Raw genomic sequence first — 6259 nt, forward strand, 5'->3', positions numbered from 1 at the left:
GGCCTTCCATGCGGCGATGCTGGGGGCGGCGCACGAAGACCGGGCCGTGCTCAACCTCGGCGGCATCGGCAACCTGACCTTGCTGCCGGCGCACGGCGCGGTGCGCGGCTTCGACACCGGCCCGGCCAACGCGCTGCTCGATGCCTGGTGCCAGCGCCATCGCGGCCAGCCCTACGATGCGGGCGGCGCGTTCGCCGCCAGCGGCGCGGTCGACGCCGACCTGCTGCAGCGCCTGCTGGCCGATCCCTGGTTCGCGCTGCCGCCGCCCAAGAGCACCGGGCGCGAGCAGTTCCATCTGCGCTGGCTGGAGGCCTGCCTGGACACGCCGTCGCCGGCGCCGGCCGCGGTGCAGGCGACGCTGCTGGAACTGACCGCGGCCACCGTCGCCGATGCGCTGCAGACGCAGCAACCGGCGACCCGGCAACTGCTGGTGTGCGGCGGCGGCGTGCACAACCCGCTGTTGCTGGCGCGGCTGCAGGCGCGGCTGCCGGGCGTGCAGGTGCAATCGACCCAGGCGCAGGGCCTGGACCCGGACTACATCGAAGCGATGGGCTTCGCCTGGCTGGCTCGGCAGACCCTGGCCGGGCTGCCGGGCAACCTGCCGTCGGTCAGCGGCGCGCGCGGGCCGCGCATCCTCGGCGCGATCCACCCCGCGTAAGCGAGGCGTCGGGATTCAGAAGCCGCTGCCGGCCGGCAGCGCGCGCAAGGCCGCGATCGCCTCCGAGAGCGCATCCACCTCGCGGTGCTCGAACCCGCTGCGCACGTCGTGCTCGCTGGAGAACAGGCCCTGCTCGATCAGCGCCAGCACCGCCTGGCGCTGGGTCCAGCCGCGCGCGACGGCGATGCGGCGGATGCGTTCGAGCAGGAACGGGTCGATATCGCGCAACACAAGGTCGCTCATGCGGACTCCCGGGCGGCGGCGCACGCGTGCGCCGTTGCCCATCATCCCCGTCCGGGGACGGCCTTTCAATCGCTGGACGGCAATGGCTGTGAGGGAGTTGCGGATGCGCGCCTCGTACACACGCGGCTGCTATGGCCGAGAAACCCAGCGGTCAGGGTGTTTTCTGCACGCCCTCCTCTTCCCTCATTCGTGGCTCACGCCAGATGAGCCAGATGATCATCGGTAACGCAAGGATGCCAATCGCAGCGGTATAGACAAAGAACGGAGGATAGCCCCAGGCGTCCACGATCTTGCCCCATTGACTGGCGATCGACTTGGCGGGAAGGCTCCACAGGGTTCCGAACAGCGCGTATTGCGTCGCCGTGTAGTTCGGACTGGTCAGCGATGACATGTAAGCGATGAAGGCCGTCCCGGCGATACCGTTGGCCACGTTGTCGGCGCTGATCGCAGTCGCCAGCCAGGCGATCCCAGGGTGGATGCTAGCGATATGCGCGTAGATCAGGTTGGCGCCACTAAGCAGGACCAATCCGATCAGCAACGTCCGCGCTATGCCGTAACGACGGACCAGGATGCCTGCCAGAAAAGCGCCGACGATCGTCATGAGGATCCCATAGACCTTGGAGACCAATGCGATCTGTTCCAGCGTAAACCCCATGTCCAGATAGAACGTATTGGCCGCAACGCCCATCGTGGTGTAGTTGAGTCGGTAGGTGATCACCAGGGAAAGGGACAAGATGCCCACCTTCCAGCCCATCCGCGCGAAGAAATCGACGAACGGGCAGATCACGGCACCGATGCACCAAGCAACCGTCGCTCTGATCCACGCCGGCCAACGCTGCGCGCGCGCGCGGAACGCCTCCACCATGGGTTCGATCGGACGTATTGGACCGCTGGTGCCCGTCATGGGTTCGGCAATGCAGAGCGTCGTGACAAGACCGACCAATCCGCAGACCGCCATGATCAGGTAGGACGCCTTCCAGCCCAGTTCTGCCGCCAAGGTCAGGGCACCGGCGCCGGTACAGATCAGCGCCAACTGGTAGCCAGCCTGATAGGCGGCGACCATCGCGCCTTGCGTATCGGCCTGAGCCGCCTCGATTCGATAGGCGTCCACGACAATGTCCTGGGTTGCCGCGGCGAAAGCAGTGCAGACGGCAAGCAATGCCACCGCGCGCGCGTCCAGCGCGGGATTGGCCAGCGCGAGTGCGACCAGGCCGGCAACGACGCCGATCTGTGCAACCAGCATCCAGCTACGCCGCCGACCAAGTCGCGAGAGAACCGGGATCGGCAGACGGTCCACGATCGGCGACCAGAAGTACTTCAACGAGTACGCCAGCCCGACCAGACTGAAGTAGCCGATGGTGGTCCGATCGATGCCGGCCTGGCGCAGACGCGCCGACAGCGTGGTCAGCACCAATGCGAACGGCAGCCCCGAGGAAAATCCCAGAAACAGCATCGCCCGCACCCGCGGGTTGGCGTATACGTCCAGCGACCGCCACCAAGCGCCCAGTGCTCCGATCACGTGCGGTAGTCCACCGTGAACGGCGCGTGGTCGGAGAAGCGCTGCGCGGTATAGATCGAACAGCCCTGCAGGCGCTCGCGCAGGGTCGGGGTGACGAACTGGTAGTCGATGCGCCAACCCACGTCGTTGGCGCGCGCCGCACCGCGGTTGCTCCACCAGGTGTAGTCCTGGCCGTCCGGATGCAGCGCGCGGTAGGCGTCGACCCAGCCGCGGCCGCTGGCCGCATCGGCCTCTTCGGCGCGGTCGGCGCACAGGCCGTTGAGCCAGTCGCGCTCGGCCGGCAGGCAGCCGGAGTTCTTCTGGTTCGACTTCCAGTTCTTGATGTCCAGTGCCGAGCGCACGATGTTCCAGTCGCCGCACAGCACGTAGTCGCGGCCGCTGTGCAGCCACTCCACCAGGATCGGCCGCAGCCAGTCCATGACCTGGAACTTGTAGCCCTGGCGCAGTTCGCCGGAGGACCCGGAAGGAATGTAGAAGGACACCACGCTCAGGTTGCCGAAGCGCGCCTCGATGTAGCGGCCCTCCTCGTCGAACTCGGGCCAGCCCAGCGCGGTCCGCACCTCGTCCGGCTCGCGCTTGCTGTAGATGGCCACGCCGCTGTAGCCCTTCTTGGTGCTGGCGTCGCGGAACCAGACCCGGTAGCCGTCCGGCAGGAACGCCGGCCCGGCCAGCTGATGCTCCTGCGCCTTGGTCTCCTGCACGCACAGCACATCCGCCTGCTGGGTGGCGAACCACTCGAAAAAGCCCTTGGTGGCGGCCGACCGCAGGCCGTTGGCGTTGAAGCTGATGATGCGCATGGGTGGGGAGCCGGGATTCGGGATTGGGGATGACGGGATTTGTGAAAGCATAGCCGGTCACGCCCATGCAGCGTCCGCGCATGGGGTACGCTTTTACGAATCCCCAATCCCCAATCCCGAATCCCGGCCCCCCCATGACCGACTACCGGCACCGTTTCCTGCAACTGGCCCTGGACGTGGAGGCGCTGCGCTTCGGCGAGTTCACGCTGAAGTCCGGGCGCCTCAGTCCGTATTTCTTCAATGCCGGACGCTTCGACTCCGGCGCCAGCATGGCGCGGCTGGCGGCGTGCTACGCCGATGCGGCCGACGCCGCCGGGCTCGACTTCGACCTGTTGTTCGGCCCGGCCTACAAGGGCATTCCGCTGGCGACGGCGGTGGCCTGCGAATACGCGCGGCGCGGGCGCGACCTGCCGCTGGCGTTCAACCGCAAGGAAGCCAAGGCGCACGGTGAAGGCGGCAGCCTGATCGGCGCGCCGCTGGCCGGCCGCCGGGTGCTGATCGTGGACGACGTGATCACCGCCGGCACCGCGATCCGCGAGGCGCTGGGCATCATCCGTGCCGCCGGTGGCGAGCCGGCCGCGATCCTGGTCGCGCTGGACCGCCAGGAGATCGCCGCCGAGGACGACCGCCGCTCGGCGGCGCAGGCAGTGGCCGCCGAGGCCGGCGTTCCTGTGGTCTCGGTCGCGCATCTGGGCGACCTGCTTGCATTCATCGACGGAAACGCAGACCTTGTCGGCTTCCGCGAACCGCTGCTGGCCTACCGGGCCCGCTACGGCTGCGCTTCGTCTGGCTGACAGCAGGGGGCTGCCACGATGCCGATCCGATCACGCACTCGCGTCCTGCCGGCGCTGTTGGCGCTGCTCGCCTTGCCGGCCGCCGCGCAACAGGCGTCGGCGCCGTCCAAGAAGCTGTACTGCTGGAACCAGGGCGGCCAACGTACCTGCAGCGATGCGTTGCCGCCGGAAGCGGTGAACCAGGCACGCGACGAGTTCAACGCCACCAGCGGCATGCGCAGCGCCGAGGTCGGGCGTGCGCTGAACGCCGAGGAACGCGCCGCGGCCGCCGCCGACGCCGCGCAGCAGCGCGCCGACCAGGCCGCGCTGGAGACGCGCAAGCGCACCGACCAGGCGATGCTGCTGTCGTACCAGACCGAGGACGAACTGCGCCGGGTGTTCGCCGAGCGCATCGGCATCGTCGACAACAACATCAACACCGCCCGCTACAACGTCGACAGCCTGCGTCAGGGTCTGATCGGCCTGCTGTCCGGCGCCGGCGCGCGCGAACTGGCCGGGCAGAGCGTGCCGGCCAAGACCGCCGACGACGTGCAGCAGCGGCACCGCGCCCTGCTGTGGCAACTGCGCATGCAGAAGAACTTCGAACAGCAGCGGCTCGGCCTGGATCAGGAAATCGAGGACGTGCTGCAGCGCTATCGCGCGGCCCGGGGCAACGGCCCGGCACAGTCCGCGACCACCGCCGGCGGCTGAGCCGTCGCACACCCCGGCGCCCGGACCAGGCCGGGCGCGCAACGCCGCCTCAGAAGGTCGGCGCCAGGCCCGGCAGCACGGCCTGCAGCTGGGCGCGGAACAGCGCCTTGATCCGCTCCAGCGCCGCCGCGTTGTCGGCTTCGAAGCGCAGCACCAGCACCGGCGTGGTGTTGGAGGCGCGCACCAGGCCCCAGCCATCCGGGAAGTCGGCGCGCAGCCCGTCGATGGTCAGCAGCCGCGCGCCGGCGAACGGCGAGCCCTCCTGCTGCGCCTGGGCGACCAGGTCGGCGACCAGCGCATGCGCGTCCTGCCCGTCCACCGGCAGCTTGATCTCCGGCGTGGCCACGCTGTCGGGCAGCTCGGCCAGCACTTCCGACGGCGATTCCTCGCGCTGGGCCAGGATCTCCAGCAACCGCGCCGCCGCGTACAGGCCGTCGTCGAAGCCGTACCAGCGCTCCTTGAAGAAGAAGTGGCCGCTCATCTCGCCGGCCAGTTCGGCGTCGGTCTCGCGCATCTTCGCCTTGATCAGCGAATGCCCGGTCTTCCAGACCAGCGGGCTGCCGCCGTTGCGCAGCACATAGTCGGACAGCTTGCCGGTGCACTTGACGTCGTAGATCACCAGCGCGCCGGGATTGCGTTGCAGCACGTCGGCGGCGAACAGCATCAGCAGGCGGTCCGGGTAGATCACCGTGCCTTCCTTGGTGACCACACCGAGGCGGTCGGCGTCGCCGTCGAAGGCCACGCCCAGGTCGGCGTCGAAGCGCCGCACCGTCTGCACCAGATCCTCGAGGTTGTGCGGCTCGCTGGGATCGGGATGGTGGTTGGGGAAGGTGCCGTCGACGTCGCAATACAGCGGCACGACCTCGGCACCGATCGCTTCCAGCAGGCGCGGCGCCAGTTCGCCACCGACGCCGTTGCCGGCATCGGCCACCACCTTGAGCGGGCGGTCCAGTTGCACGTCGTCGGCGATGCGCTGGATGTAGTCGTCGCCGACATCGCGCTGCTGCAGCCGGCCCGGCTCCTCGGCCGTGGGCAGGCGGCCGGCGCTGATCCGCGTGTACAGGTCGGCGATGGCGGCGCCGGACAGGGTCTCGCCGCCGACCACGATCTTGAAGCCGTTGTAGTCGGCGGGGTTGTGGCTGCCGGTCACCGCCACGCAGCTGCCGGCGCGCAGGTGGTAGGCGGCGAAGTAGACCACCGGGGTCGGCGCCAGGCCGATGTCGGTGACATGGCAGCCGGCGCGGCGCAGGCCTTCGATCAGTGCGGCCGACAGCTCCGGCCCGGACAGGCGGCCATCGCGGCCGACCACCACCTCGTTGAGCCCCTGCTCCTGCATCACCGCGCCGATCGCCTGGCCGATCAGCGCCGCGACCTGCGGGCTGAGGTCGCGGCCGACCACGCCGCGGATGTCGTAGGCGCGGAAGATCTCCGGCGCCACCGTGAACGCCGGCACCGGCTTGGCCGGCGCGGTCTCCTCGGCGGTGGACGAAGGCGGCGGGGGCGGCTCCTGGCGTTGCAGGCTCTGCTGCAGGGTGTGTTCTTCGGCCACCGCCGGGCC

Annotated in this window: 7 protein-coding genes; 3 read left to right on the forward strand and 4 right to left on the reverse strand. The window is 69.2% G+C overall.

The genetic code is table 11. From position 1 onward, the window contains the following. The coding region (locus D180_RS07900; protein WP_017912367.1) for an anhydro-N-acetylmuramic acid kinase at positions 1-658 on the forward strand (658 nt) is incomplete at its 5' end. Between the two features lie 15 nt (positions 659-673). On the opposite strand, the gene D180_RS07905 is transcribed toward D180_RS07900, so the two are convergent. The 3 genes from D180_RS07905 to D180_RS07915 all read right to left on the reverse strand — a co-directional run bounded on the left by D180_RS07905 (position 674) and on the right by D180_RS07915 (position 3217). After that, complete coding sequence (locus D180_RS07905; RefSeq protein WP_026143529.1) at positions 674-901, reverse strand: hypothetical protein; 228 nt, start codon at positions 899-901, stop codon at positions 674-676. A 151-nt stretch (positions 902-1052) separates the two neighbouring features. Then, positions 1053-2420, reverse strand: coding sequence for an MFS transporter (locus D180_RS07910; protein WP_017912368.1), 1368 nt, complete (start codon positions 2418-2420; stop codon positions 1053-1055). After that, a complete protein-coding gene (locus D180_RS07915; protein WP_017912369.1) occupies positions 2417-3217 on the reverse strand; it encodes an exodeoxyribonuclease III in 801 nt (266 codons plus the stop codon). Before D180_RS07915 ends, D180_RS07910 begins: the two co-directional genes overlap by 4 nt. Before the next feature lie 134 nt (positions 3218-3351). On the opposite strand from D180_RS07915, the gene pyrE reads away from it, so the two are divergent. Both pyrE and D180_RS07925 read left to right on the forward strand, forming a co-directional pair. Then, entirely contained in the window at positions 3352-4011 is a 660-nt protein-coding gene (gene pyrE / locus D180_RS07920) for an orotate phosphoribosyltransferase (RefSeq protein WP_017907592.1), read from the forward strand. Positions 4012-4029: 18 nt separating this feature from the next. After that, positions 4030-4701, forward strand: coding sequence for a hypothetical protein (locus tag D180_RS07925; RefSeq protein ID WP_051064791.1), 672 nt, complete (start codon positions 4030-4032; stop codon positions 4699-4701). Between the two features lie 49 nt (positions 4702-4750). Here D180_RS07925 and D180_RS07930 read toward each other — a convergent pair. Continuing rightward, positions 4751-6259, reverse strand: a 1509-nt coding sequence (locus tag D180_RS07930) for a phosphomannomutase/phosphoglucomutase (protein ID WP_017912371.1), incomplete at its 5' end; no start/stop codon positions are given.

This window comes from Xanthomonas sp. SHU 166 (assembly GCF_000364685.1).
Lineage (GTDB): Bacteria > Pseudomonadota > Gammaproteobacteria > Xanthomonadales > Xanthomonadaceae > Xanthomonas_A > Xanthomonas_A sontii.